This window comes from Pedobacter terrae, assembly GCF_900100705.1.
Lineage (GTDB): Bacteria > Bacteroidota > Bacteroidia > Sphingobacteriales > Sphingobacteriaceae > Pedobacter > Pedobacter terrae.
This window is the reverse complement of the sequence record NZ_FNCH01000016.1, coordinates 1-25,985: the sequence shown is the minus strand read 5'-3', so window position 1 is coordinate 25,985 and position 25,985 is coordinate 1. Positions and strand designations below refer to the sequence as shown.

The 25,985-nt window shown below is 37.8% G+C and carries 26 protein-coding genes; 18 read left to right on the top strand and 8 right to left on the bottom strand.

What is annotated here, in order from left to right:
• Positions 1–186 precede the first annotated feature (186 nt).
• The 7 genes from BLR60_RS17925 to rpsT all read right to left on the bottom strand — a co-directional run bounded on the left by BLR60_RS17925 (position 187) and on the right by rpsT (position 4,718).
• On the bottom strand, positions 187–381 hold the full coding sequence (locus BLR60_RS17925; RefSeq protein ID WP_090502329.1) for a hypothetical protein: 195 nt from the start codon (positions 379–381) through the stop codon (positions 187–189).
• A gap of 16 nt (positions 382–397) precedes the next feature.
• Positions 398–586, bottom strand: coding sequence for a hypothetical protein (locus BLR60_RS17920; protein ID WP_090502327.1), 189 nt, complete (start codon positions 584–586; stop codon positions 398–400).
• A 1-nt stretch (position 587) separates the two neighbouring features.
• Complete coding sequence (locus BLR60_RS17915) at positions 588–1,982, bottom strand: radical SAM protein (protein WP_090502325.1); 1,395 nt, start codon at positions 1,980–1,982, stop codon at positions 588–590.
• 5 nt (positions 1,983–1,987) lie between these two features.
• Positions 1,988–2,752: a prolipoprotein diacylglyceryl transferase gene (locus BLR60_RS17910; protein ID WP_090502323.1), complete on the bottom strand. Its 765-nt coding sequence runs from the start codon at positions 2,750–2,752 to the stop codon at positions 1,988–1,990.
• A gap of 3 nt (positions 2,753–2,755) precedes the next feature.
• Positions 2,756–3,592 (bottom strand): endonuclease/exonuclease/phosphatase family protein, encoded by an 837-nt coding sequence (locus BLR60_RS17905; protein WP_090502321.1) that lies wholly within the window; start codon positions 3,590–3,592, stop codon positions 2,756–2,758.
• A 104-nt stretch (positions 3,593–3,696) separates the two neighbouring features.
• On the bottom strand, positions 3,697–4,395 hold the full coding sequence (radC, locus tag BLR60_RS17900) for a RadC family protein (RefSeq protein ID WP_090502319.1): 699 nt from the start codon (positions 4,393–4,395) through the stop codon (positions 3,697–3,699).
• Between the two features lie 68 nt (positions 4,396–4,463).
• On the bottom strand, positions 4,464–4,718 hold the full coding sequence (gene rpsT, locus BLR60_RS17895) for a 30S ribosomal protein S20 (protein ID WP_029277289.1): 255 nt from the start codon (positions 4,716–4,718) through the stop codon (positions 4,464–4,466).
• Between the two features lie 241 nt (positions 4,719–4,959).
• Between rpsT and purN the strand changes: the two genes are divergently transcribed.
• The 14 genes from purN to BLR60_RS17825 all read left to right on the top strand — a co-directional run bounded on the left by purN (position 4,960) and on the right by BLR60_RS17825 (position 20,959).
• Positions 4,960–5,538, top strand: coding sequence for a phosphoribosylglycinamide formyltransferase (purN, locus tag BLR60_RS17890; protein WP_090502317.1), 579 nt, complete (start codon positions 4,960–4,962; stop codon positions 5,536–5,538).
• A 577-nt stretch (positions 5,539–6,115) separates the two neighbouring features.
• Positions 6,116–6,319 (top strand): hypothetical protein, encoded by a 204-nt coding sequence (locus BLR60_RS17885; protein WP_090502315.1) that lies wholly within the window; start codon positions 6,116–6,118, stop codon positions 6,317–6,319.
• Positions 6,320–6,685: 366 nt separating this feature from the next.
• Complete coding sequence (locus BLR60_RS17880; protein ID WP_090502313.1) at positions 6,686–6,883, top strand: hypothetical protein; 198 nt, start codon at positions 6,686–6,688, stop codon at positions 6,881–6,883.
• Positions 6,884–7,031: 148 nt separating this feature from the next.
• The gene (gene gwsG / locus BLR60_RS17875; RefSeq protein WP_090502311.1) at positions 7,032–7,964 is read left to right on the top strand and encodes a grasp-with-spasm system ATP-grasp peptide maturase; all 933 of its coding nucleotides are present in this window, start codon (positions 7,032–7,034) and stop codon (positions 7,962–7,964) included.
• 234 nt (positions 7,965–8,198) lie between these two features.
• A complete protein-coding gene (locus BLR60_RS17870) occupies positions 8,199–9,281 on the top strand; it encodes a hypothetical protein (protein ID WP_090502309.1) in 1,083 nt (360 codons plus the stop codon).
• Position 9,282: 1 nt separating this feature from the next.
• Complete coding sequence (locus BLR60_RS17865) at positions 9,283–11,475, top strand: peptidase domain-containing ABC transporter (protein ID WP_090502307.1); 2,193 nt, start codon at positions 9,283–9,285, stop codon at positions 11,473–11,475.
• The gene (locus BLR60_RS17860) at positions 11,465–12,769 is read left to right on the top strand and encodes an HlyD family secretion protein (protein ID WP_090502305.1); all 1,305 of its coding nucleotides are present in this window, start codon (positions 11,465–11,467) and stop codon (positions 12,767–12,769) included. The genes BLR60_RS17865 and BLR60_RS17860 overlap by 11 nt, the downstream gene beginning before the upstream one ends.
• 198 nt (positions 12,770–12,967) lie before the next feature.
• Positions 12,968–14,494 carry a bifunctional phosphoribosylaminoimidazolecarboxamide formyltransferase/IMP cyclohydrolase gene (gene purH / locus BLR60_RS17855; protein WP_090502303.1) on the top strand — a complete coding sequence of 509 codons (1,527 nt, stop codon included), beginning with the start codon at positions 12,968–12,970 and terminating at the stop codon, positions 14,492–14,494.
• A gap of 245 nt (positions 14,495–14,739) precedes the next feature.
• Complete coding sequence (locus BLR60_RS17850; RefSeq protein WP_010601761.1) at positions 14,740–15,762, top strand: rod shape-determining protein; 1,023 nt, start codon at positions 14,740–14,742, stop codon at positions 15,760–15,762.
• An 85-nt stretch (positions 15,763–15,847) separates the two neighbouring features.
• A complete protein-coding gene (mreC, locus tag BLR60_RS17845) occupies positions 15,848–16,687 on the top strand; it encodes a rod shape-determining protein MreC (protein WP_090502301.1) in 840 nt (279 codons plus the stop codon).
• Entirely contained in the window at positions 16,680–17,195 is a 516-nt protein-coding gene (locus BLR60_RS17840) for a rod shape-determining protein MreD (RefSeq protein WP_090502299.1), read from the top strand. Before mreC ends, BLR60_RS17840 begins: the two co-directional genes overlap by 8 nt.
• Entirely contained in the window at positions 17,196–19,205 is a 2,010-nt protein-coding gene (gene mrdA, locus BLR60_RS17835; RefSeq protein ID WP_090502297.1) for a penicillin-binding protein 2, read from the top strand. It abuts the gene before it with no gap.
• Entirely contained in the window at positions 19,205–20,470 is a 1,266-nt protein-coding gene (gene rodA / locus BLR60_RS17830) for a rod shape-determining protein RodA (protein WP_090502295.1), read from the top strand. Before mrdA ends, rodA begins: the two co-directional genes overlap by 1 nt.
• A gap of 309 nt (positions 20,471–20,779) precedes the next feature.
• Complete coding sequence (locus BLR60_RS17825; protein WP_090502293.1) at positions 20,780–20,959, top strand: hypothetical protein; 180 nt, start codon at positions 20,780–20,782, stop codon at positions 20,957–20,959.
• A gap of 340 nt (positions 20,960–21,299) precedes the next feature.
• Here the strand turns inward: BLR60_RS17825 and BLR60_RS17820 are convergent, their stop codons facing one another.
• Positions 21,300–22,529, bottom strand: coding sequence for a hypothetical protein (locus BLR60_RS17820; RefSeq protein WP_090502291.1), 1,230 nt, complete (start codon positions 22,527–22,529; stop codon positions 21,300–21,302).
• A gap of 122 nt (positions 22,530–22,651) precedes the next feature.
• Here BLR60_RS17820 and BLR60_RS17815 point away from each other — a divergent pair, with 122 nt between their 5' ends.
• The 4 genes from BLR60_RS17815 (at position 22,652) to BLR60_RS17800 (ending at position 25,805) form a co-directional block, all read left to right on the top strand.
• On the top strand, positions 22,652–23,233 hold the full coding sequence (locus tag BLR60_RS17815; protein ID WP_090502289.1) for a thymidine kinase: 582 nt from the start codon (positions 22,652–22,654) through the stop codon (positions 23,231–23,233).
• A gap of 45 nt (positions 23,234–23,278) precedes the next feature.
• Entirely contained in the window at positions 23,279–23,878 is a 600-nt protein-coding gene (locus BLR60_RS17810) for a Crp/Fnr family transcriptional regulator (RefSeq protein WP_090502287.1), read from the top strand.
• Positions 23,879–24,008: 130 nt separating this feature from the next.
• A complete protein-coding gene (locus BLR60_RS17805; RefSeq protein WP_090502285.1) occupies positions 24,009–24,941 on the top strand; it encodes an NAD-dependent epimerase/dehydratase family protein in 933 nt (310 codons plus the stop codon).
• Positions 24,942–24,986: 45 nt separating this feature from the next.
• The gene (locus BLR60_RS17800; RefSeq protein WP_090502283.1) at positions 24,987–25,805 is read left to right on the top strand and encodes an NAD-binding protein; all 819 of its coding nucleotides are present in this window, start codon (positions 24,987–24,989) and stop codon (positions 25,803–25,805) included.
• Positions 25,806–25,985 lie beyond the last annotated feature (180 nt).

Here is a 25,985-nt window from a genome sequence, read left to right as displayed (position 1 = left end):
GATTTGAGACTCACGAGCGCTAAAATCCTGGTTCAAGAATTATAAAATGCAAAGATATTATTTAAAGGGCAAAGGAGGAAGTTAATTATTGAGATTTGAGACTGTAAATATGAGAAGTCGGATATAAGGTGTGAGATATGAGACGTAATAAAACCTAAAAAATGGTTCAAACAAACCAATAATTAACTAATGGCCAATATTTAAATTGGAAAGAATTACCGCACATGCTCCTGCCCCAATTACCAGCATAATAACTGAAGCAATAACCAACTTAAGCCCGGGTTTAACAGGCTGATCTTTAGTCGCCTTTACGATTATCTGAATGATGCCAATGAAAAACAATAAGACAACAATTATCCAATATACGATAAAAATCCCCATACTTTTTATTTTTAAATTAACTATTGAAAAGCAATACGGCACAAGCACCAAAACCGATTACCGCCATAATTACCGATATAATAAGCAATTTTAGTCCTGGCTTCACCGGTTCGTTCCTGGATGATTTAATAATAATCTGAATAATTCCGACCACAAAAAGTACAATTGCAGTAAGAACATAAATCACAACTAAGCCGAATACCATATTAGTTCATATTTAATTTTTCCCTGATCAGATCTATTTTATTGTCGCGGTAAAAAATATTCATGGTTTCGAAAGGAACCATTTTATATTTATCGCTTACAATGTGTACACATGATTTTTTAACGGCCCGCACATCAAAATCCAGCGGATCCATAAAATTCATGATAATGATCCGAAATAAATTATCGTAACTCAAACTATCAGATTTTACTCTTGGCAGGCAGCACATCAATTCGCCAAAAGTATCTTCTGCACAATCTACCGAAACACCTGTGCTAAACAAGTTGAGCATGTGCTCTTTCAATTTTTCATCGTGTTCGAAAACAATGGTATTTTTTGAGTTATTGAGCAAATCTTCGGGATTGATCAAGTGTGTCATCGGGATGACCTCATCACCAATTTTTAAAGCATAGGCCATACACAATGCATCGGGATTACATGGCACAGGAATTAAATCTTGTGGTGTAAAAGTTGGGTATTGTTCATAAATCTTTCTGCGCACCTCGGTTAAGGTAATTCTTCCCTGCTGATCGTTATAATCATCATTTCTTCCAGCAACCTGGGTAGGCTGAAAAGTAACGCCACGAACACATTTCTGCTTAAGCGCATAATCTAAAATATCGCCAATTTCATGATCATTCAACCCGTTTTGCAAGGTGACCACCAAAGTAGTAGATACGTTAAACTGATTTAAATGATCGATAGCTTTTTTTCTTACTTCGGTAAGGTCTTCACCCCTTAACTTTGTTAATACTTCGGGACTGAAACTATCAAACTGGAGATAAATTTCAAAATCTGGCATATAACTCGCCAGTTTCTCTACAAAATTAATATCCTTTGCAATCCTGATGCCATTGGTGTTTACCATTAAATGTTTAATGGGTTTGGTTTTGGCAAGGTCTAGAATTTTAAAAAATTCAGGATGTACCGTCGGTTCCCCGCCAGAGAGCTGAACCACATCAGGCTCACCTTCGTTGGCCACTACAACATCCATCATGCGCTCTATTTCGGTCAACGTTCTATGTCTGCCATAATTAGGCGATGACATAGCATAACAGGTTGGACAGGCCAGGTTGCAACGATCGGTAACCTCTATTACCGTTAAACATGAATGTTGTTCGTGATCGGTACACAAGCCACAATCGTAAGGACAACCGTAATGCACTTTGGTATTAAACTTAAGTGGCATTTCAGATTGTTTATTGTAATTACGGATCTGTTTATAGTATTCTACATCGTCTGCAATCATGACTTTGCTATCGCCATGCGTTCTGCAATTTTTCAGCATAAATACCTTCGCATCCTGAAAAACAATCTTCGCATCGCAAAGCTGCAAACATTCGGGACAAAGACTTTTGGTGTAATCGTAGTATATATAATCTCTGGTATTGGCCATAATGTTTACTTTCCAGGTAAAATCTGTGTAGAAATTCTGATAATGAATTTATAATAATAAATAAAAATAAACAATGCAGACCAATGAATGCTGCTTAAATTTAAAAATAATGAATGATAAGGCTTTATAAACTCTATCAAAAACCTAAATAAGAAATAAAGCACCATAAATAATTTAAAGCGGTCGCCATTAATCATTTCCTGATGTTTCAGGCTGTTAAAAAGAAAGATTAAAAGTACCAGGTAAATCATTTCATAGAGCATAATAGGGTGCCTGAGTATACCGTCACCTAGATCCATTCCCATAAAAAATCGGGTTGGGATGCCATAAGTAGGTTCATCGATTCCCATGGAGAAGCAGCCGACGCGGCCTATAATTAACGCAACCAAAATCGGCACGACATAAACATCTCCGGAGGCAATATTTACGCCTATTATCTTTTTAATCAATTCTACCCCGAACAAGCCACCAAGCAAACCGCCAACAATGGTTTTACTTTGATATAAAATTGAAAACGTCAGGTGATTGATTACTTCCGGAGTTTCCAGTACTGCTACCACTCGAGAGCCAATCAGCGCGCCCAACATCGCACCCAACATAATCCACAGCCTGTTTTCGTCGGATATCGGATCTTCAATTCCCCTCTTATAATAGTAGTATAACCTTACACCGGTTAAAAATGCCAGGGTTTCGAAAATATAATGATAATGGTATTGGTCACCAAAAAGTTCGAATTGAAAAGGAAATGGCGATTCGGATTTTAACAGCATTGACTAAAAGAATAACCGGCAAAAAACAGGTAAATGATCAGAATAATACCTTTTATCTTTACTATCAGTTAATATGGCAAACTTTTGCACTTTAAAACCTTTGTTTACAAAAATATAATCAATCCGATCTTTCAGGTCGCTGTCGAAGTGAAAACCATTAAAAGTACCAGTTGGCCCGTATGGAGGTTCTATAGAAATATCTTTCGCATCAATCAAAAAAGATTTGATGGTCGCAATGGCCTCTGTTTCTGGCGTAACATTTAAATCACCGGTAAAAACAACCGGTAAATCAGGCGCAATCTGTTGTATCTTTTGTTTTAACAATTTAGCTGATTCAATTCGCGCTTTTACCCCAACATGATCGTAATGAGTATTAAAAACAATAAATTCTTTTTTATTTAATTTATCGTAAAGCTTTACCCAGCTACATACGCGGTTAAGTGCCGCATCCCATCCTTTTGAAGGTACATCAGGCGTTTCTGATAACCAGAACGTACCGCCATCTTTTTTTGTAAAGCGGTCTTTATCGTAATAAACAGCTGAAAATTCTCCTTTTCTTTTACCATCATCACGTCCAACGCCTACTACATCAAAATTAGAATTTTCGAGCAAGGCGTCAAATTGTTCAGGCAAGGCTTCCTGCACGCAAAGAATATCGGCATCGTGAAATTTAACCAAAGCTTTTACATTGTCTTTTCGGTTTGGCCAGGCATTAACTCCATCTGATGCTACATTCAAGCGGATGTTATAGGTGATGAGATTAATGGGAACAGCCTTTTTCTGAGCGAAAGCTGCAATGGTTAACAAAAGAAAAATAGGGATGATTTTTAAAGTACTCATAAATATAATTTCACTATTAATTAATACGTGTTGGACAGCAACACCAACTTAAGCCGCTATTATACTAATTTAATGCTAATTGTACTTTAACATCCGAATATCTTTTAAATTAAATCTTCATCTCTGTAACTATAATAGCGGTTGTTGGCAAAAATCACATGATCAACAACATAAAGACTGAGCAAATTACCTGAAGCCACCATATCCCGGGTCAATTTATCGTCACTCTCGCTAGGCTTTAAAGTTCCGGAAGGGTGATTATGCGCCAATACAATATTTGCCGCATTGTTTTCTAAAGCCGTTTTAAAAATAATTTTCGGATCGGCTACCGTACCTGCCTGCCCGCCTTTACTGATCAAAAATTTCCCTATTACCCGGTTAGACCTGTTTAGCAGTAATATCCAGAATTCTTCGTGATTGAGATTAGCAAAGGTTTGATGTAAATATTTATGCACATCTTTAGAAGTATTTACATGCGTAATCACCTCTTCTGTAGTTTCCTTTCGCCGTAAGCCGAGCTCTAAAGCAGCAATAATGGTTAATGCTTTGGCCTCTCCGATCCCTTTAAACCTCGAAAGTTCCAGAATAGAAGCCTTTCCAAGTTTTGTTAAATTATTATCGTAAAAAGATAAAATCCTTTTGCTTAAATCTACAGCAGTTTCATTTTTGTTGCCCGAGCCAATTAAAATGGCAATCAGCTCGGCATCCGTTAAATGTCTTCTGCCGTGTAATAAAAGTTTTTCACGCGGGCGATCTTCTTCAGCCCATAACTTTATGCCTAACTTCTGTTCGTAATTTTCCATTTTTTAAGATAAAAAAAGGCATCCTAACTTATCGTTGGGATGCCTTCCTAATATCGTAAAAAAATGGCTTATTTTAAACCGTTAACGAATTTCGTTAATTTTGATTTATTGTTTGCCGCTTTATTTTTGTGGATGATGTTCTTTTTAGCTAAACGATCTAACATAGAGATTACTTTAGGCAATAAATCTGACGCAGATTTTTTATCTTCTGCAGCACGTAATCTTTTAATAAAGGTACGGGTAGTTTTTGCCTGATATCTGTTACGTAAACGTTTTGTTGCGTTTGCTCTAATTCTTTTTAATGAAGATTTATGATTTGCCATTTCTATTTAGCCTTTTATTTTTCTTATTCGTTTCCTATAATTCGGGTTGCAAATATAGGATTAATGTTTTTAAATTACAAAACACTTTTAACTTTTTTTTCATTAAAACTTAACCCTATTTTCGAACAGTAAAAATAAGTTAAAATTATTCATTAATAATACTTTAACATAATTGAATAAAAATTCCTTTCCATAGAGAAAACAGGCTTAAAAATACTATTTTTGGGCAAAACGATTTCGAGTGAAAAAAAGAATAGCCATCTTTGCATCAGGTTCTGGCTCTAATGCCCAAAAGCTGATGGAGCATTTTAAGCGGAGTAATGAGATAGAAATATCTTTGGTATTGACCAACAATGCCGATGCATATGTATTACAGAGAGCCGATAATTTCGAAATTCCCACTCATATTTTCGATCGAAATGAGTTCTATCAGACAGATGAGGTAGTGGATTTGCTTAAAAATCTTGAAATCGATTTTATTGTACTGGCCGGCTTCCTTTGGCTGATTCCTAAAAACCTGATTCACGCTTACCCAGGCAGAATGGTAAATATCCACCCGGCAATCCTTCCGAAATTTGGCGGAAAGGGCATGTATGGCGACCATGTACACCAGGCCGTGATGGCTGCAGGCGAAGCAGAAGGGGGAATAACCATTCATTATGTAGACGAAAATTATGATGAAGGTGAATACATTTACCAGGCCCGCTACAGGATAGACAAAAACGATAACCTGGAAATGGTAAAGTTTAAGGGCCAGCAGCTTGAACACCAGCATTATCCACGTGTGGTAGAAAGCCTTGTCAAAAAAATCACTAAATAGTAATTGAGGCTAAGGCAGTTTTTTATTAACCTTAACCGAAACTTCTAACTTATAAATAAAGGCAACCGGCAACGGTTGCTTTTTTTGTTTGCTACCTTAAATCCGATTAACCACCACTTGCATTTAAAGCAAATCAAGCCTTTCTAAAATTAATCCCATAGCATCTTTTTAGCAGAATAGCTGAGCATATGATCTTGCTTTTTTAAGCAGGTAAAAACATATCGCTAATACCCAAATAATTTATAAGTGAGATTTTAATAACGGAATCAAATATGTAGTTATTCAAAATCCACTTAAAATTGAAACCTACCTATTTTAAGGTTTAGCGCTTTTATACAAAACATTAACGAATGTAGACTCAATCTTCCCATATATCAATTCTCCCTTGTAACGGTATTCTTTTTTAGGGAAGTTTAAATATGGTTAGGCAATAACGCGTGCTTGCTTTTCCGAATTACAAAAAATAGGCTGCTATAATATATTCTTTTGTAGACGTACAAATAATAGTTATAAAGCCAATTAGTAAAAGCCCAAACGCCAGGGTAAGGTGGCGAGTTTAACTAGTCAAATTTTCATTATGAAAACAAAAAAAAGCTTATTCGAAAAAAAAATTGAGTTAAAAGATTGCCAAATCAATGGTGGCAAACTTGGATTCAGCAATCAAACTTCTGTAGCAGAAACAGGAACAAGAGAAAACCCTGATACTTGCACAGACATTGGCTTTGACCAACCTGGATCTGGTACACCAATTGGTTACGACCCTATTTTTACAGGCAAATAATACCGTGTTATCTTAACCTTTAGAAATTTTCACGCTTAAATGTTGATGAGTTAAGTGAGGATAATAAAATATGCCAAAGCTTTCACAATTACATTTGAGGTTTCATTTTTTAAAGTTGTTGAACGAAGTATAAAATTTAATCAGAAAAATATGAAAAACAGCAACAAATTGTTCGAGAAACAAATCGTACTAAAGAATAGTCAAATCAGCGGCGGCCGTACTAGTGAGACCTATAAAAACACAAGCTCCACACATACAGAAAATGGCTGTACGTTTGTACATTCAGAAGTACGTAATGACCGAAATCAACGGGTTGACGAATGCACTTTCATGAATTGTCCAAAACTATTTAATTAATTCACAAACATGAAAAACTGCGAAAAATTATTAGAAAAAAAAATAGCGCTAAACAATTGCCGGGTTAACGGTGGCCGCGTTATGGTAACTTCAGCTATGTGTACTAAATATACCTACGGCGATCATTGTGCAGATAAAACAACAACTTTCTACGACGATCAGGGCCAAACAGTTGGCACTCCTAGCTATTCTGCATGGCAAACTTAATTAATTAGCGCAATCAACCATCGGGCCATTGTAGGCTCGGTGGTTTGTTAAACCTAGCTTCAACTCTGAAAAACAGCATATTGCCCAGCTAAAATAAAAAGTAGATAAGTGACATAAGAAGCCGACTTTAAAATTATAATAAGATAACGTGATATTAATATTTTCCATTAACAACGATTATTCTACCAGTGCTGTAATTAGCTGGCTTATCAAGCTTAATAAGCCCTTTATCCGTATCAATGAAGATACCTTAGTGGAACTGCTATGGCTTAACGCTGTAGATTTTGCAATCGTGGTGAACGGGATAACAGTTTTAGGCAGCCAGATTACCAAAATGTGGTACCGCAGGGGTGGATTGGATCTCTTTGCTAAATTTAAGAACGATTTAATTAAGGACTACCTGCGCACTGAACATACCGCGCTCGTTACATATTTTTATCACAGGCTGGATAAAATCCCTTCGGTAAACAAATTCAAAAACAGCGATATCAACAAACTATATTTAATGGACCTTTGTCAGCAATATGATGTTTTAGCACCGAAATATCTGGTTACAGGTTGCAAAAGCGAAGTTGCCAATTTTTTTAAGCAAGAAACGCATATTATTTCCAAGCCCATAAGTACGCCATTTTCGTTACAGGATGAAGAAGATTTCTCGCATATGGCCTATACATCCATGGTTACCCCTGCAGATATTGATGCACTCCCAGAGCAATTTGTGCCCACTTTTTTTCAGCGCGCCATTACAAAAGCTTATGAGATTAGGGCTTTTTACCTAAATGGTAAATTTTATGCCATGGCCATCTTCTCTCAGAACAATAGCAATACGACTATAGATTTCAGGAATTATGACAGGGATAAACCAAATAGGGTTACACCTTACTCTTTCGAAAAAACGTATGAACAAAAGCTAAAAAAAATGCTTGATGCCTATGGACTAAATTGTGCTTCTTTTGATGTGATTTATGCCAGCGAAGACGCCAAATATTATTTTTTAGACTTAAATCCTGTTGGCCAGTTTGGTATGGTATCAAGTCCTTGTAATTACAACCTGGAGAAAGAGATTGCGTTGGCACTTTAATTTTTCATCTCATTTAGCCGGAATTTGATACAGATCAAACACATCAACTTAAGTTAACTTCTATTGATAAAAACCAATGAAAAAAATAAAAGACCTGATAAATACCGGTCAAGCACCCTTGCATATCAAATCACTGGTAAAAAAACCCAGACCTACATATTTGGTTAAAACAAGGGTTTCTAAAATTTACCACACCAATAGCCTACAGCTTGACTTATTCTTTAAATCGCCTCTATGAGCAAATTATATCTTCGAAACCAATTGTGTATTCCGGTAATGGGATTTAACAGGGCTATCGTTTACGATTTGGGGCGCAAAGACTATCATTTTATTTCAAAAACGCATTATCATATTTTAAATGCCGATGGCTTTCTCAATTTTGACGGGATTTCTGATCCATCTGAGCGCAGCGAACTTATAAATTTTCTTTTAGATCTGGAGATCATTTTTGAGGTCGCATCTGCTCAGGAAGAGAAACGATTTCCGAAACTCTCAAAAGCGTTACATCAGGTTAACGAGCTCACGCATGCTGTAGTGCATGTAAATAGCGCTATTAATTTCATAGATTTGATAGGTCACACCCAACTTCAAAACTTAAGCATCATTTCGCCCCGGCTAGATGATAACCTTATCAAAATAATGAAGGCATTCGCCCACTTGGAGATTGATAGTATCTACCTTTATATCGAAATGTTTGATGCGGAAAGCTTTGACCAATATAAGCGGGAATTCGCCAGCCAGACAGCCCTATTTTCAGTTAATTTTTTTGGTCTTGACAGAATCCAGACCAAACTGAAAGATAACATATATTATAATTTTTTCACCCAAAATTTTGATGATTACCAGCAGCTGTTAACCATAGATAAGTTATTTGTTAACCAGGAATTTTTCCTGGAGGCTTATAACAAACATACATACTACAACGGCAAAATATATATTGACCAGCATGGCAATATTAAAAACGGACTTAATAACATCAAAAGCTTTGGCAACATTAATTTAATGGGTTATGACGAATTTCATCAAACCATCAATAGTAAACTATTTCTGGAGCTTGGCAATATCAGGAAGCAAGAAACCCTGGTTTGCCAACACTGCGAATTTAGATACATGTGTACTGATGTGCGTGTACCTCAAAAGGAAGCAGCATATTGGTTTCATCGGGTTGAATGCGCTTATAATCCTTACATCTCCAAATGGAACAACGAAGAAAGTTATCTTACGTTAAAAGAATCGGGCATAACTGTTGCTGAATCCGGCTGCATAATAGATAAGTATAAATTATCCGAAACCTTTAATAAAATCTGGACAGAATAAAATGAAAAAATTTCCCTTTTATAAACAACCAGATGCAAAAGACTGTGGTCCTACCTGCTTGCGTATTATAGCTAAACACTATAATAAAAGTATTCCGCTTCAGCATTTAAGATCACTTACAGAAACAACCCGAGAAGGTAGTGGCTTGCAGGGGCTTAGCAATGCGGCAGAAAGTTTAGGTTTCAGAACATTAGGGGTTAAAATAGATTTTAAAACCCTGGTTGCAGATGCGCCTTTACCTTGCCTGATACACTGGAATAAAAACCACTATGTGGTAGTTTATAAAATTGATAAAGCTGAAAAAGTCTACATCTCAGATCCTAGTTATGGCTTAATCACTTATACAAAAGAAGAGTTCGTTAAACATTGGATCGGAGAAAACGCGAATGAAGAAACGGAAGAAGGTATTGCGCTAATTTTTGAAACCAGTCCGTCCTTCTACCACGAAGACTTTGATGAGGAAGAAAAAAAAACGAGTTTCGCTTTTCTATCCCGCTATTTACTAAAATACAAATCGCTCGTCATTCAGCTTGCCCTTGGCTTACTCGCCGGGAGTTTGCTATCGCTAATTTTCCCGTTTCTTACTCAAAGTGTGGTAGATGTAGGAATACAAAATCAGGATATTAATTTTATTTACCTGGTTTTACTGGCACAGGTAATGCTTTTTATTGGTAAAATGGGCATTGATATTATTCGGAGCTGGATCTTGCTGCATCTTTCTACCAGAATAAACATCTCTATCGTTTCTGATTTTTTTATCAAATTAATGAAACTTCCAATTAGTTTCTTTGATACCAGAATGACCGGAGACATTATGCAGCGCATTAATGATCACCACAGAATAGAACAATTGCTGACAAGCTCTTCGTTAAATACCCTGTTCTCTATGGTTAACCTGATCATTTTTAGCATTGTATTGCTCATGTATGATTACCGCCTGTTTGCGGTTTATTTAATTGGCGCCATACTTTACATGGGGTGGATTACCTTCTTCCTCAAAAAAAGAAAAGAACTAGACTATAAAATGTTCTCTCAGGTTTCGCAAGAGCAAAGCACGGTAATTGAGCTTATTAATGGCATGCAGGAAATAAAAATGCACAATGCGGAGAAACAAAAGAGATGGGGATGGGAATTTTTACAGGTAAAGTTATTTAAAATCAGAATAAAGGCACTATCCTTAGAGCAGTGGCAATCTGTTGGTGGTGGTTTTATCAACCAGATTAAGGATATTTTAGTAAGTTTTCTTTCCGCAAAACTGGTGCTTGATGGGAATCTTACATTAGGGATGATGCTTTCCGTGCAGTATATTATCGGTCAGTTAAATAGTCCATTGTTACAATTGATAGATTTTATCAAACAGACTCAGGATGCCAAAATATCTTTGGAAAGACTTGGTGAAATTCATGATAAAAAGGATGAAGAAAGTATTAATGAACATTATATAACAGAAATTCCACAAAAAGATATTGTGCTAAACAATGTATCATTTAGATATGTTGGCTCAGACAATTTCGTTTTTCAAGATTTGAACCTCGTTATACCCTATCAAAAAACCACTGCAATTGTTGGTGCCAGCGGCAGTGGAAAAACCACCTTATTAAAATTGCTTACCAAATTTTACGAACCCGACAAAGGTGATGTTCAGATTGGCGGTACTGATCTTAAAAGCATATCACCCAGCCATTGGCGAAAACATTGCGGCGTAGTGATGCAGGAAAGCTATGTATTTAATGATACCATTGCGAACAATATTGCTATTGGCGAAGATATTGTAGATAAACAAAAGCTGAGAAAAGCAGTGGAAATCGCCAACGTTAAAGATTTTATTGAAGACCTACCCTTGAGCTACAATACTAAAATAGGCAACGAAGGCATTGGTATGAGCGGCGGACAAAAACAAAGATTGTTTATTGCCCGTGCAGTTTACAAAACCCCGGATTATATCTTCTTTGATGAAGCTACAAGTGCCTTAGATGCCAACAATGAAAAAGTCATTATCGAAAATTTAGCGCAGTTTTTTAAAGGGAAAACGGCAGTTGTTATTGCGCATCGGTTATCAACTGTGAAACATGCCGATAAGATTATCGTACTGGATAAAGGAACTGTGGTTGAGGAAGGTAACCATAACCAATTGGTAGCAAAAAAAGGCGAATACTATAGGTTAATTAAAAATCAGCTCGAACTTGGAAACTAAAAGAGACAATTTAGATGAGATACAGCTTCGTTCTGAAGCTGTTCAGGATGTATTATCAAATCCCCCACATTGGATGTTCCGCTGGGGCAATGCCGTTATTTTGGGTATTCTGATGATGATTTTGTTAATGAGTTACTTTATCAAATATCCGGAATTTGTACCGGCTACCATTGTAGTAACCTCACAAAACCCACCAGAAAAGCTAGAAGCAAGAATAGATTCTAAACTGGAAAAAATCCTGATAAAAGATCACCAGCGGGTTCATAAAAACCAGGTTTTGATGATATTACAATCGACAGCGAATTACGAGGATGTTTTGCAACTCATCAACATCATTGATTCAACAACTCCGGCCGAGATCGCTTCTTTTCCAGTAAATAAGGTATCAACATTTAAGTTGGGTGAGCTGCAGAGCGATTACAATAATTTCGCAAAGGCATTTCAGGACGAGAAATTATTTGCATCACTTAAGCCCTACGCACCAGAAAATAAAGCCACTGAACAAAACATCACAGCCAATAGAAGCAGGGAACTTGCGCTAAAGAACCAAAAAAAACTGGAGTTGGCCAAATTTGAGCTGATAAAGAAAAATTATCAGCGAACGGTGCAGCTGGTTAATCAAAAAGTAATCTCTACAGCCGAATTTGAAAATGAAAAAATTAAATTTATACAAGCCGAACAAAGCATACAAAACATAGAAATTTCCCTGTCGCAAACCCAGGAGGCCATTGCAAACCTGAATAAAACAAGAAGCGGGATAAATATTAATCATGAGAAAGATAAGAGTAATTTTGCTTTGCAAACCTTGCAGTTGTTTGAACAATTAAAAAAATCGTTAAGGCAATGGCAGCAAAATTATTTAATCCTGTCATCAACAGACGGTATAGCCAGTTTCCAGCAATTTTGGGGCGAAAATCAATTTTTAAAACGGGGTGATGCCATATTAACCATCCTTCCGGATAACAAAAAGGCGCTTATCGGCAGGTTACTCGTTCCAGCAACCAACTCAGGAAAAATAGCACGGGGCGAAAAGGTGCTGATCAAACTGGACAATTATCGTTTTCAGGAATATGGGATTTTAGAGGGCCGTGTGCAAAATATTTCTTTCACCCCAGATGAAAAGGGAAACTACTATGTAGATGTTAATTTACCAAAAGGATTAACCACTTCGTATCACAAAACCCTCACTTTTGATAAAGAATTAAAGGGTAACGCAGAAATTGTAACGCAGGATTTAAGATTGATAGAACGGTTTTTATACCAAATCAGAAAGTTATTAGGATACCAAAGCTAGCTACAAAATTGTGATCAGATTAAAAGGAAAGGCACCAAATGGCCAATTCGAATCTAAACTACGGTATAAAGCAACGGCTTTAATAACTTCAAACAAAAGCGAAATAGCTGTTCCAAACCTTATTGTTTTTTTACAGACGTAACATAATAAAAAAACCATACGCTTTTACTACCTTTGCGGCTCAAAATTTTCAGTAGAATGAGTCAATCCATTAAAATCAAAAACGCTTTAATCTCAGTATATTATAAAGATGGTTTGGAGCCATTGGTAAAATTGTTGGCCGCACAAGGGGTACAGTTATTTTCTACCGGTGGAACAGAACAATTCATCAAAGATTTAAACCTTCCAGTTACGGCGGTTGAAGATTTAACCGGTTATCCATCTATTTTAGGCGGACGTGTTAAAACTTTACATCCAAAAGTATTTGGCGGAATTTTAAACCGTAGGGCATTGGCTGGCGACCAGGAGCAGATTGCTGAATACGAAATTCCTGAAATTGACCTGGTTATTGTTGACTTATATCCATTTGAAGAAACCGTCAAAGCTGGCGGAACACCAGAAGAAATTATCGAAAAAATAGACATCGGTGGTATTTCCTTGATCCGTGCTGCTGCGAAAAATTTCAATGATGTGGTCATTATCGCATCAAAAAACGACTACCCTACTTTAGAAGCCCAATTGGCCGAACAAAATGGCGAAACTACTTTAGCACAACGTAAGGCCTATGCTAAAAAAGCTTTCCATACTTCTTCTCATTACGATACCGCCATTTTCAATTATTTCAATACTGAAGAGCCACTTGATGTTTTTAAACAAAGTGTAACGGAGGCTAAAACCTTACGTTATGGAGAAAATCCTCACCAAGGTGGTGTATTTTATGGCGATTTAGATGCCATGTTCACCAAACTTAACGGCAAAGAGCTTTCTTACAACAATTTAGTTGATGTAGATGCAGCTGTGGCCTTAATCGACGAATTCGAAGACCCAACTTTTGCGATTTTAAAACACACCAATGCCTGTGGTATTGCTTCACGCCCAACGGTTAAACAAGCATGGATTGATGCATTAGCTTGCGATCCGGTTTCGGCTTTTGGTGGTGTACTAATTACCAATGTAGAAGTTAACCTTGAAACGGCAGAAGAAATTAACAACCTGTTTTTTGAAGTGTTGATTGCACCTTCTTATCAGGCAGAAGCAGTAGAGCTGTTCAGCAAAAAGAAAAACCGCGTTATTTTACAGCGCAATGAGGTTGAATTGAGCAAAAAACAATTTAAAACATTATTAAACGGTGTAATTGAGCAGGATAAAGATTTAATTATCGAAGGTCCTGAGCAAATGACAACGGTTACAGATAAAGCACCTACCGAACAAGAACTAAAAGATTTGTTCTTTGCCAACAAAATTGTAAAACATACTAAATCAAACACCATTGTTTTGGTTAAAGATGATGTGTTAATTGCAAGCGGTGTTGGTCAAACCTCACGTGTTGATGCCTTGAGGCAAGCCATTGAAAAAGCGGCTTCTTTCGGTTTCAGCGTTAAAGGTGCTGCAATGGCTTCTGATGCTTTCTTCCCTTTCCCAGACTGTGTGGAGATTGCTGCCGATGCCGGAATTACGGCTGTACTACAACCAGGTGGATCAATTAAAGATGCCGATTCTGTTGCAAAAGCAAACGAAAAAGGTATTGCCATGGTAACCACCGGGGTAAGACACTTTAAACACTAGTTTAAGCTGAAAGCTTAAAGCGAAGATAAGCTGAAAGACCAAAGCTTAAAGCACATTGCAAATCACTTTAGTCTTTCTGCTTTGGACTTTTACCTTTGGTCTTTCGCCTTTTTATTTTCCAAATATTTTAATTGCCTTAAAAACAATCTAATAACTGAAGAAAATAAAACTTAAAACAATAAAAAAGCTATTTTTACATTAGGAATAGTATAGATTTGATCAAATAAAGAAAACATACCTTATACATGGGATTATTTAACTGGTTTACGCAAGAAGTTGCCATTGATTTAGGCACCGCGAATACCCTGATTATACATAACGACAAAGTAGTGGTAGATGAGCCATCTATTGTTGCTTTTGATCGTACTACAAATAAAGTTATTGCCATTGGCCGCCAAGCCATGCAGATGGAGGGTAAAACCCACGATAATATTAAAACCGTTCGCCCATTAAAAGATGGTGTAATTGCCGATTTCAACGCTGCTGAAGCGATGATTAAAGGGATGATCCGGATGCTTAACGGTGGTAAAGGCTGGATGTTCCCTTCTTTACGTATGGTCATCTGTATTCCATCTGGTATTACTGAAGTAGAAAAACGTGCCGTGCGAGATTCTGCCGAAATTGCCGGGGCAAAAGAAGTTTACCTGATCCACGAACCAATGGCTGCCGCTGTAGGTATCGGGATTGATGTGGAAGAACCAATGGGTAACATGATTATCGATATAGGTGGTGGTACTACCGAAATTGCAGTTATTGCTTTATCAGGTATTGTTTGCGACCAGTCTATCCGTGTTGCGGGAGATAACTTCGACTCTGATATCGTAAATTATATCCGCCGTCAACACAATATTATGATTGGTGACCGTACTGCTGAAAAAATTAAAATTGAAGTTGGTGCTGCTTTACCTGAATTACAAGATGCTCCTGCTGATTTTGCAGTTCAAGGTCGCGATTTAATGACCGGCGTACCTAAACAGATCACGGTTTCCTATACCGAAATTGCACATTGTTTGGATAAGTCGATCTCTAAAATTGAAGAAGCGATTTTAAAAGCTTTAGAGATTACCCCTCCGGAACTTTCTGCAGATATTTATCAAACTGGTATTTACTTAACCGGTGGCGGCGCATTGTTAAGAGGTTTGGATAAGCGTGTTGCAGCCAAAACGAAATTACCTGTTCACGTTGCAGAAGATCCACTTCGCGCAGTAGTTCGTGGAACTGGCATCGCCCTTAAAAACATTGGCGGATATAAATTTTTAATGCAATAACCTGGATTTGAGATGTGAGATATGAGATTTGAGACTAATTATCCAAACTCATATCTCACATCTTATATCTCATATCTCATGAGCAATGCGTAACCTTTGGATCTTCATCAGCAGATATAACGCATTTTTCTTGTTTATCATTTTTTTCGTGGTTGGCATTTACTTAACGGTTAAAAACAATTCCTATCAGCGAAGTGTAACCTTGAACTCCAGCAATGAGGTTGTAGGCACTGCATATGAAAGGTTAAACGTTTTTAAGCGGTATTTAAACCTGGGCATGGTTAATGATAGTCTGGCAGCAGAAAATGCTAAACTTAAAAGCCAATTACTGGGGTTAACTACTGTAGATACAGCGAAAGATGTTAAAGTAGTAGATACGGTTACCAATCAACAATATACTTATCTGGCAGCCAAAGTGGTTAAAAATTCGGTTACTTTGCGCAATAACATCATGACCATTAATAAAGGTACTGTTGACGGTATTAAAAGTGGTATGGCTGTTATTGCCCCACAACGCGGAGTAGTTGGTTTTATCCGCGATGTTTCTGCACATCTGGCTACCATCCAGTCGTTATTACATAAAGACACAAAGATCAGTGTAACCTTGAAAAAAAACCACGCACTTGGCTCGTTGGTTTGGGGCGATGGAAATTTTGATATTAAAAAAGCATTTGTAAAAGAGGTACCTAACCACATTAAAATGTACGTTGGCGATACGGTTGTCACTTCAGGTTATGGATCCTTTCCGGCCGGGGTTCTGGTTGGAAAAATCAGCAAGGCAAATGTGGCCACGAATGATAATTTTTTATCAGCAGAATTAAATTTGTTTACTGACTTTAGCACATTGCAATATGTATATGTAGTTAAAGATAAAAAAGCTGATGAGCAAAAAGCTTTAGAAAGCATGGCTAAACCGAATGAATAGTAGAATCATAATTGTAAATGTGATCAGGTGGTTTTTACTACTTTTTGTGCAGATATTTCTGCTCAAGAATATGGGTTTTTACGACCTTTCCACACCTTTTATTTACGTGTTGTTTTTACTTCTGCTTCCCTTTGGCATCCCAAATATTTTATTGTACTTACTGGCCTTTGCAACCGGACTAACACTAGATGCTTTTTACGATACCATGGGCGTACATGCCACAGCTTGTGTTGTGCTGGCTTTTGTAAGAATTTCTTTTATATCTATAAGTTTAAACCGCGACGCCATTGATGATCCCGAACCCTCGTTAAGTTATATGGGTTTCCAATGGTTTTCACTTTATACTTTTCTTTGTGTTGCGGCGCACCACCTGGTGCTGTTCTTTTTAGAAACATTCAGGTTAACCGAAGTTGGTTATACTTTAATGAGATGCGGCTTAAGTTGTATCTTTACACTGCTTATTATTTTTTTGGTAGAGTTTATATTCTATAGAAGAACACCACGCTAAATGGACCAGTTATTTAACCGAAAATATATCGTTCAAGGATTATTTATAGTAGTCGCCCTGATTTTATTGGGAAAGTTATTCTATATCCAGATTATTAGCGATAAAGCCTTTAGCTCTGCGGAAAGTAATGTACTCCGTAAAATTTATAAATACCCTGCCCGCGGTGCCATCCTGGATCGGAATATGAAGGTAATTGTGCAGAACGAACCGGTTTACGATTTAATGGTTACCCCAAATGAAGTTAAACCATTCGATACCATTGGATTAGCGAATGCTTTAGAAATTACCGTTGAAGATGTACGTAAAAAACTAAAAAAAGCAAGGGCACAATCGTCTTACCAGTCTACTTTTTTTGAAAGGCAGATTTCGGTACAGAGTTATGCACGTTTACAGGAAATCATGTACCGCTTTCCGGGTTTCAGAACGCAGGACAGGACGATCAGGCATTATCCGGATAGTATTGCAGGTCAGCTTTTTGGTTATGTTAAGGAAGTAAGTCCTGATGATATTGAAAAATCGGAAGGTTATTATAAACCAGGCGACTTTATTGGAAAAAGTGGTCTGGAGCGTTCTTATGAAGACTTTTTAAGAGGAGAAAAAGGCGTAATCAATACGTTGTACGATGCCAGAAACATTGCCCAGGGTAGTTATGCCAATGGAAAATATGATATCAATGCCGTATCGGGAGACCGTTTAATTTCTTCTTTAGACATCAGGATTCAACGCCTGGGCGAAGAATTAATGAAAAATAAAGTAGGTGCAATTGTGGCCATTGAGCCTTCTACGGGAGAAATTCTTGCATTTGTAAGTAGCCCGGGTTACGATCCTAACCAATTGGTGGGTAAAGATTGGGGAAAAAACTACATGAGTTTAATTGCCAACCCCTACCGTCCACAGATTGTAAGACCAATTGCTGGTCAGTATTCGCCAGGCTCATCATTTAAACCTGTTGATGCGCTTGTTGCCCTGCAAGATGGTGCCATTGATCCGAATACTACATTTTTCTGTCCGGGTTATTACATGGCTGGAAATCATAAGGTAAAATGCGAACACGTTGATGGTACCATTAACATGCAACGCGGCATTGCCCGTTCCTGCAACACCTATTTCTGCCATGTTTTTCAGAACATCATCACTAAAAACGGCATGAAAAACCAGCGTCAAACCTACACTAAATGGCATGAGCAGATTTCAAAATGGGGTTTTGGACAAAAATTAGGTATTGATATGCCTTTCGAAAAAAAGGGTATATTTTATCAGGCTGATCATTACGATAAAATTTATGGCAAACGCTGGGGATATACGACTGTAATTTCGCAGGCCATTGGCCAGGGTGAGATTACCTCTACCCCATTACAAATGGCCAATGTGATGGCGGCAATTGCCAACCGCGGTTATTATTTAAAGCCCCACTTAATTAAAGGTATTGGTGATAAAAATGTAGTGAAAAAGGAATATGTGGTTAAAAACTATGTAGGTGTAGACGAAAAATATTTCCCTATTGTGATTGATGGAATGCGGGATGCGGTGAACAGCCCTTGGGGAACGGCAAAAGAATCGCAGATACGCGATATCGTAATGTGTGGAAAAACCGGAACCGTACAAAATCCACATGGCAAAAACCACTCGGTTTTTATCGGTTTTGCACCCATGGATAATCCTAAAATTGCTATTGCCGTGATTGTAGAAAATGGTGGCTTTGGAGGATCATATGCTGCACCGATATCAAGTTTTATTGTCGAAAAATATTTAACTGATAGCATCAAACCACGTTCGAATGGCTATACAGTAAAAGCATTCGCCGAAACCAATCTTTTACCTGCTTTAATTGATAAAACCAAAAAGATTAAACCAACCAAATTAGACAGCTTAAAAATAAAAAAAGCCGATTCGCTTAAAAAAGTAAAAGATAGCTTAAAGATAAAATCCGCTGTACTAAAACAAACAGTTGCTACCAAGCTAAAAGTAAATCAACCCGGTACAAACCATAAACCTGTAACCAATAAGTAATGATTCAACAACAGGGAAACCGTTTCTTTTTTAATGTAGATTGGATTACTGTTTTAATCTACATTGCTTTATGCGCTGTTGGTTTTATCAATGTTTATGCTTCTATCTACAATCCGGATAAAGCAACAGGTTTCGATTTTGCAAGCAGTTATGGCAAACAGTTAATTTATGTAATTACCGGTTTAATATTGGGTCTATCGATTTTATTATTCGATGGTAGGTTGTTTAACGTATTTGCACCATTTATTTATGGTGCTACTCTATTTTTGCTCGTTGTAGTACTCTTTGTGGGGCGAAATGTTGGTGGAAACCAGGCTTGGATCCCTATAGGTTCCTTTAGGCTACAGCCTTCAGAGTTTGCCAAATTCGGTACTGCTTTGCTGCTCGCGAGATATGTAAGCACATTTAACCCCAAATTCAGGGATTTTAAATCCATCGCCATTGCAGGTTTAATTGTATTGGCACCGCTTTTATTGATTATGCTGCAACCGGATACAGGTTCTGCATTGGTTTTCCTCGCATTTATGTTCCCTTTATACCGGGAGGGCCTATCTGGTTATTTTCTGTTAATTTTTCTTGGAATGATTGTATTGTTTGTTGCCGATTTCCTGGTACCAACTTACATCCTGGTTCTCATCCTAACCACTATTGGCGGACTCTTCATCTACAACAATAGACGGAAACAGAAGATCATTATTTCTACCGTCCTGGTCACCATTATTGCTATTGCTTATTTATTTGTGGTTAAGATCGCTTATGAAAAGGTTTTGGCACCACACCAGCGCAGTCGCATCGAGCTGATGTTAGGCCTTAAAGCTGATAATAAAGGTGCTGGTTATAATGTCATCCAATCGCAGATTGCCATTGGTTCAGGACAGGCAACAGGGCGTGGTTTTTTACAGGGTACGCAAACTAAATACGGATATGTACCTGCGCAAAGTACTGACTTTATCTTCTCTACCATTGGCGAGGAATGGGGTTTTATGGGCTGTTCAATCGTAATTGGCTTATATATGTTTCTATTGCTCAGGTTGATCAATCTGGCAGAAAGGCAGCGATCTACTTTCTCAAGGGTATACGGCTACAGTGTGGCGTGCATCCTCTTTTTTCACGTATTCATTAATATCGGAATGACCATTGGGATCATTCCCGTAATCGGAATTCCCTTACCCTTTATCAGCTATGGGGGTTCCTCGTTATGGAGTTTTACCATCCTGTTGTTTATATTTTTAAAACTGGATTCTAACCGGATGGGATTTATTTAAAGAGTCTGGAGTCCTCAGTCTTTAGTCTGAAGTAGATATTTCGAAGTTTAAACATTGTAAATTAGGAGATATCGATTAATTTTTTTGGAAAGCAAAACCTACAATCAAATTATGGTATGCTCCCGCTTAAAGAGCTTTACTTCGTGTTCAGTTTTATCTCCAGCCTGCAACGTGCAGGGGTTTAGGTGGGCAATATAGTGCTAATATCCGCATTAAATGAGCCCGACGAAATGAAAATCGTTTTTGGAGTAATAGTACATGCTTGAATACCTCATCCAAATTTAATCGGAATCTAAAAAAAGATCCATAATGAAAGCTTATAAGGCATTACAAATGCCAACTTTATACATCCTCGTTAAAAACGAGGACGATCTTCTTCCGGTAGATTATACTGAAAGAATGGTGCTCATAAGGCAAACAAATGCAAACTTTATGTATCCTGTTACAAAAAAACGAAGCATGACAGATACTGAAACAAGTTCAGTATGACGATAGCTCCAGGTAATACCATTCACCTAATCCGCTAAACGCTTAACTTCGTATTCGCTTTATTGTCCGCATGCAACGGACAGGGGTTTAGGTGGGCAATACTGTGCTACTATCCGCAGTTAATAAACCCGACAAAAATGGAAATCCTTTTTGGAGCGGTAACATTCATATTATACAACAACTTTCACAAAAAGATTGAAATGATGGCGGGACTACAGCACCCATGAAACACTGAACGTTCGTTTCCTAATCAAAAAACTAAAAGTATTTTGGTTTGAGGACAGCGCGAGGTTATATCATTAACCAAACCGCTTAACGCCAGCCGCTAACCGCTCTTCCCTTATTTACTAAACCTTCTGTTTAACAGCTCATAAAACTGATCGACAGTAGCCTGTTTATTGGCCCAGTTATTTTTGGCTGCATAATTATTTTGAAGGAAGCTATCTGCGGCTTCAAAACTGCTCATTTTGTTGATGATATCAATTACTTCTGAATAGGCCAGATTATAGCCATTGAAAAGATCTTTAATGAAAAGCAACTTCTCATTTAAATTAATGGCCTGTTTTAAATCAGCAATTGGTGCTTTAACAGGTTCATTATTTTGACTGTTTGTTTTGGCTAATAAGTCGTTTAAACTTGGTGCAGGCTTAACCACTTCAGGTTGCGGAGTAGGTTTTACAGGAACAGCTTCAGGCCTGAATATGGGACGCTCTTCTTCTACAGGTGGCGAAATAATCGGATCGTCCAATTTAACATCTTTCAGTGCCTCAATTGGTTGGGTAGCAGCTGCAGGTTTAGGTTCCTCTACCCCTAAGGCTACAACAGGCTCTTCTGCCTTAGCTAAAACAGGCTCCTCTTTTGCAATTACTTCGGGCGTTTCTTCTTCGTGTGGAATTAAAAAAGGCTCCGGACCAATTTCATCTTCTTCAACAGCTAAAGGTTCTTTCTGCACAGCTAAAGCATCTTCCTTCTCGTGAATGATCTTTTTACGTGCTAAAATTTCTGCCTCTTCTTTGCTTAAAGGGCGATCAAAAATTTCTTGAACAGATCCGTTGGCTATCGGATTCGCTTCATAATCAAACTGATCGCTTTCATGATGCGTATTCAGTACGAATTCGAAAGTATGGTCATCCTGGTCGGGCTTAAAGAAATCCTTATTTAGAAGTGAAGCTGCTTTTTCTTCTTCGATCATTTCATCATCAAGCACTTCTTGTTCTGGTTTTATATCCACTCGTTCTTCCTCTTCCTGGGCCGTTACCACCTCTTCCAGTTCCTGCGGATCGAAAGACTCCTCATCTTCTCCATAACTTTTTTCAGCCTCTGGCAATATAATGGTATTCTGTTCGGCCAATAAGGTATGGTTTGCGGGTTCAGCCGGCTTATGTTCTATTGTGGCATTTAATTTTTTGACTATGTTGACATGATCAGAAAGGAAATGGGCATTGGCCAGAAAAAGTTCCAGTTCCAATTCGTTTAATTGTTGAGGGTTTTGAGCCAAAAACTGGTATTGCTCATTCAATTCTGTTAAAATACTGCCGATCTTTCTGAAAATATCTTGTTGGTTCATCATAAAATTAAAACGAATTTTTAGCCGATTTATGTTGGTAACTATGTGTTCAAAAATAACACATAATTCTCATATTTGTTCGGTTTAAATTTATAGAGCGGACTAAGGGAAATAAAAAAGCAGGCATGTTATTTAGCGAACAAAATTTTAGGAGAAGGGGCGAATTTTCAGGAAGTATAGAAGTAGTATGTGGCTCTATGTTTTCTGGTAAAACGGAAGAACTCATCAGAAGGCTAAAGAGAGCGCAGATTGCTAAACTGAATGTCGAAATTTTTAAACCCCGTACAGATACGCGCTACCATGAAACTGCTGTGGTTTCTCACGATTTAAATTCTATAAATTCTACCCCTGTAGATAGCGCTTCGGCTATTTTATTATTAGGCACCACTACCCAGGTAGTGGGTATAGATGAAGCCCAGTTTTTCGATAATGAATTACCTGACGTCTGTAACAAACTGGCCCTTAAAGGCATACGCGTTATTGTTGCCGGCTTAGATATGGATTTTACGGGTAAACCTTTCGGCCCAATGCCTGCTTTAATGGCCATTGCCGAACATGTGACCAAAGTAAATGCTGTTTGTGTTTGTTGTGGTAACCCTGCCTTGTACAGTTATCGTACAGTTGCCGATGAAGCTACGGTTTTATTAGGCGAAAAGGAAAGTTACGAGCCGCGTTGCAGGGCCTGTTATAATCTGGACAAAGGATAACCATTATTGATTAATCTGTATCTTTGAAACAGATTAATTATCGATATGGATAAACAAGCTCAACTTGAAGCATTTAGGAAAGGTATTGCCCAATTTGTAACCTTTAACGATGCAGAATGGAAAATCTTTACTCCATACCTTAGTTTTTCCAGCCTAAGCAAAAAAGAACATTTTGCAGTTGAAGGAAAAGTGTGCCACTACATGTGTTTTATTACACGTGGCGCCGTTCGTTACTACCATATTAAAGACGGCCAGGAAATAACCGGATACTTTAGCTTTGAGAATGAGTTGATGAGCGCTTATAAAAGTTTCCTGAAACGTACGCCTAACACCAATTACATTCAGGCACTTGAAGAAACAGAGTTGGTGATGATCTCTCATCAAAATCTTCAGCAAATGCTAAATCATCCGCTACTGGCTTTAAAAATAGAGCGTTTTGGTCGTTTAATTGCTGAATATTACATCTGCTGTTACGAAGACCGCGTTACTGCCTTTGTTACCCAAAGCCCCGAAGAGCGTTATACTGCGCTCGAAAAAACGGCAAAAGATATTTTTCAGCGCATTCCGCAACACTTCATTGCCAACTTTTTAGGCATTACGCCTGTTTCACTCTCCCGGATCCGTAAACGAACACTTTTGCAATAAAAGAGTCAACAACTTTATAGCAGACAGACAATCAATTTTGTCAACGCCGAATAATCTAAAATCCTTATCTTTTGTTAACGTTTTCACTGTAGCATGCGGCATAACTTTGAATCAATCAAAAAACAAAGATATGCACACTATACTTGGCGCCGGCGGACCAATAGCCAACGCACTAACCACAGAGTTAACTAAGGCTAATGAAACCATTAGGTTGGTTAGCCGAAAACCAATAGCCACAAGTAACCCTAATGTAAGCTGGGTTAAGGCCGATTTATTAAATGAAGCTGAACTTTTTGCAGCAGCCGAAGGTTCGAAAGTGATCTACCTGTGCGCGGGTTTGGTTTATGACGCCAAAATATGGCAGGAACAGTGGCCGGTTATTATTCAAAATGTAATTAACTTAACTAAACGTACCGGGGCAAGGTTAATCTTTTTCGATAATGTTTATATGTATGGCCTGGTAAATGGCCCAATGAAAGAGGATACGCCTTACCATCCATGTAGTTTAAAAGGAAAAGTAAGGGCAAAAGTAGCGGAGCAATTAATGAATGAAGCCAAAGCAGGTAAAATAAATGTAACCATTGCCCGTGCTGCAGATTTTTACGGTGCGGATTCGATGAACAGTTTTTTTGATATGATGGTGCTTGATAAGTTTGCCAAAAAAGGAAAAGCGCAATGGATCGGAAACCCAAATACCCTACACAGTTTTACCTATATTGAAGATGCAGCGAAAGCTTTACTCCTCCTGGGACAAACACCCGACTCTGGCAACCAGATCTGGCACCTGCCAACTGCAGCCCCTTTAAAAGGGAAAGCTTTTATTGAAATGGCCGCCAAGATTTATGAAACCAAAGCTCAATACCTAACCATTAACAAACTGATGTTACGTCTGGTAGGTTTATTCAAAAAAGTAGTTGCCGGCACTGTCGAAATGTACTACCAGTATGATCACGATTATCATTTCGATTCTACCAAATTTGAAAAGGCATTTAACTTTAAACCGACCGCTTATGATGATGGGATTTTGAAACTCTCGAAAACGATGTATAAAAAACAGAATTAACGTGAGTAGATGCAATTATAAAGTTAACTGTCTATCTTTAGCGCAATGATTGAAGATATTAAAAAGGATAGCAGTGTTCAAACTGTATCGATTTTAGGCTGCGGTTGGTTCGGCTTGGCTTTTGCCAAAAAACTGATCGAATTAAATTATATCGTTAAAGGTTCCACCACAAGTAAGGAGAAATTAGAAATCCTACAGGCTGAGAACATCCAGCCGTTTTTAGTGAATTTTACAGCGGAATCGATTGTGGCAGATGCTACTTTTTTTGAGGCTGATGCCCTGTTTATCTGTATCCCGCCAAAGCGCAATTCGACTGAACTACTTGATTATCCAAATAAGATAAATTCAATCTTGACCGCAGCGAAAGATAAATCCAAACATGTGGTATTGATCAGTTCGACGAGTGTTTATGCCGATGGAAACAAAATAGTAAATGAAAACAGCGAAACCATTCCAGATACAGATTCGGGAAAGGTCGTTCTAGCTGCAGAAATACTATTTAAGGAACTATTTCCAAAAGACTACACCGTGATCCGCTTTGCAGGCTTAATTGGTCCTGACCGTAACCCTGGCAGATTTTTTGCCGGAAAAACCGATATTCCAAATGGTTTGGCTCCGGTAAACCTGATTCACCAAAAGGATGCTGTAGGCGTTGCGGTAAAGCTCCTGGAAAACCAAGCATTCGGTGAAACATACAATGCCTGCTCACCAAACCATCCTGCAAAAATGGATTTCTATGTTGACGCGGCCAAAGCATCGGGTTTAGCCATTCCCGAATTTATTGCAGAAAAGAAAAACTGGAAAATTGTAGAAAGTTTAAATGTGCCTGAATTTTTGGGGTATGAATTTGAAGTTGGCATTTAGAAATCTTGCCCCACGTTCGTCACCCTGATCCGATAGTTATCGGATTTATTTCAGGGTCTATTTGCAAGAAAGATGCTGAAATAAATTCACTGTTGTCCGGTTAAAATTTACAAAGGAAGAAAATACTTTGTTTTTAGGCTAATTGGGTTAGATTATGTTTTAAAATCAATTTCCAAGGTC

Coding starts and splice junctions, on each gene's coding strand:
- mreC (WP_090502301.1), top strand. CDS start 15,848: ATGCGTAACCTTTGGATCTTCATCAGCAGATATAACGCATTTTTCTTG.
- BLR60_RS17920 (WP_090502327.1), bottom strand. CDS start 586: ATGGTATTCGGCTTAGTTGTGATTTATGTTCTTACTGCAATTGTACTT.
- BLR60_RS17910 (WP_090502323.1), bottom strand. CDS start 2,752: ATGCTGTTAAAATCCGAATCGCCATTTCCTTTTCAATTCGAACTTTTT.
- BLR60_RS17820 (WP_090502291.1), bottom strand. CDS start 22,529: ATGATGAACCAACAAGATATTTTCAGAAAGATCGGCAGTATTTTAACA.
- purH (WP_090502303.1), top strand. CDS start 12,968: ATGAGTCAATCCATTAAAATCAAAAACGCTTTAATCTCAGTATATTAT.
- BLR60_RS17880 (WP_090502313.1), top strand. CDS start 6,686: ATGAAAAACTGCGAAAAATTATTAGAAAAAAAAATAGCGCTAAACAAT.
- mrdA (WP_090502297.1), top strand. CDS start 17,196: ATGGACCAGTTATTTAACCGAAAATATATCGTTCAAGGATTATTTATA.
- BLR60_RS17850 (WP_010601761.1), top strand. CDS start 14,740: ATGGGATTATTTAACTGGTTTACGCAAGAAGTTGCCATTGATTTAGGC.
- BLR60_RS17840 (WP_090502299.1), top strand. CDS start 16,680: ATGAATAGTAGAATCATAATTGTAAATGTGATCAGGTGGTTTTTACTA.
- BLR60_RS17925 (WP_090502329.1), bottom strand. CDS start 381: ATGGGGATTTTTATCGTATATTGGATAATTGTTGTCTTATTGTTTTTC.
- BLR60_RS17810 (WP_090502287.1), top strand. CDS start 23,279: ATGGATAAACAAGCTCAACTTGAAGCATTTAGGAAAGGTATTGCCCAA.
- BLR60_RS17885 (WP_090502315.1), top strand. CDS start 6,116: ATGAAAACAAAAAAAAGCTTATTCGAAAAAAAAATTGAGTTAAAAGAT.
- BLR60_RS17870 (WP_090502309.1), top strand. CDS start 8,199: ATGAGCAAATTATATCTTCGAAACCAATTGTGTATTCCGGTAATGGGA.
- rpsT (WP_029277289.1), bottom strand. CDS start 4,718: ATGGCAAATCATAAATCTTCATTAAAAAGAATTAGAGCAAACGCAACA.
- BLR60_RS17805 (WP_090502285.1), top strand. CDS start 24,009: ATGCACACTATACTTGGCGCCGGCGGACCAATAGCCAACGCACTAACC.
- BLR60_RS17825 (WP_090502293.1), top strand. CDS start 20,780: ATGAAAGCTTATAAGGCATTACAAATGCCAACTTTATACATCCTCGTT.
- BLR60_RS17800 (WP_090502283.1), top strand. CDS start 24,987: ATGATTGAAGATATTAAAAAGGATAGCAGTGTTCAAACTGTATCGATT.
- BLR60_RS17815 (WP_090502289.1), top strand. CDS start 22,652: ATGTTATTTAGCGAACAAAATTTTAGGAGAAGGGGCGAATTTTCAGGA.
- BLR60_RS17915 (WP_090502325.1), bottom strand. CDS start 1,982: ATGGCCAATACCAGAGATTATATATACTACGATTACACCAAAAGTCTT.
- BLR60_RS17905 (WP_090502321.1), bottom strand. CDS start 3,592: ATGAGTACTTTAAAAATCATCCCTATTTTTCTTTTGTTAACCATTGCA.
- BLR60_RS17865 (WP_090502307.1), top strand. CDS start 9,283: ATGAAAAAATTTCCCTTTTATAAACAACCAGATGCAAAAGACTGTGGT.
- radC (WP_090502319.1), bottom strand. CDS start 4,395: ATGGAAAATTACGAACAGAAGTTAGGCATAAAGTTATGGGCTGAAGAA.
- rodA (WP_090502295.1), top strand. CDS start 19,205: ATGATTCAACAACAGGGAAACCGTTTCTTTTTTAATGTAGATTGGATT.